Source organism: Streptococcus cuniculi (genome assembly GCF_004570575.1).
Taxonomy (GTDB): Bacteria; Bacillota; Bacilli; order Lactobacillales; family Streptococcaceae; genus Streptococcus; species Streptococcus cuniculi_A.
In genome coordinates this window covers 1-563 of record NZ_SPPD01000058.1, presented here as the reverse complement: position 1 = coordinate 563, position 563 = coordinate 1, and the positions used below count along the sequence as shown (strand labels likewise).

1 protein-coding gene is annotated in these 563 nt (G+C 67.0%); it reads right to left on the bottom strand.

From position 1 onward, the window contains the following. Positions 1-563 (bottom strand): right-handed parallel beta-helix repeat-containing protein (locus E4T82_RS12015; protein WP_135182985.1); only part of this gene is annotated, 563 nt, incomplete at both ends.

Genomic DNA, 563 nt, shown 5'->3' with positions numbered 1-563 from the left:
TCCGAGGCCAGCACGATCTCGCCGCGGTAGACGTGCTTGCCGCCGGAATCGCGCATGTTTCCGGTGACGGTGTTGTTCACCACCGTGTTCGAGCCGGCGTCGAACAGGTTGATGCCGGCGCCGTCGTTGTCGGTGGCGACGTTGAACGCGACGGTGTTGCCGTCGCACCATTGGTCGATCTGGATGCCGTTGCCGTCCTGGCCGGTGGTTTCCTTCTGGCCGGTGACGATGTTGTACCGGATGGTGTTGCGGTCGCCCGCGTCCTGGGCGGCGTCCTTGGCGTAGACGTGGATGCCGGAGGTGCCCGACATCCCGACGCCGTTGCCCGAGACCCGGTTGCCCTCGACCACGTAGCCCGACCCGTTGATCTCCATCCCGTGGATGCCGTTGCCGGTCACCGTGTTGGCCAGGATGTAGCTCGGATCCTCCGGCGGCACGTTGAGCACGTCGACGGCGACCCCGTGGGTCTTGTTGTCGGAGAGCGTGTTGCCGGTGATGCGGTGGCCGGCCCCGGCGCCGTCGCCGATCCAGGTGCCAGGACCGGAGTGCGACAGCTGCCTCTT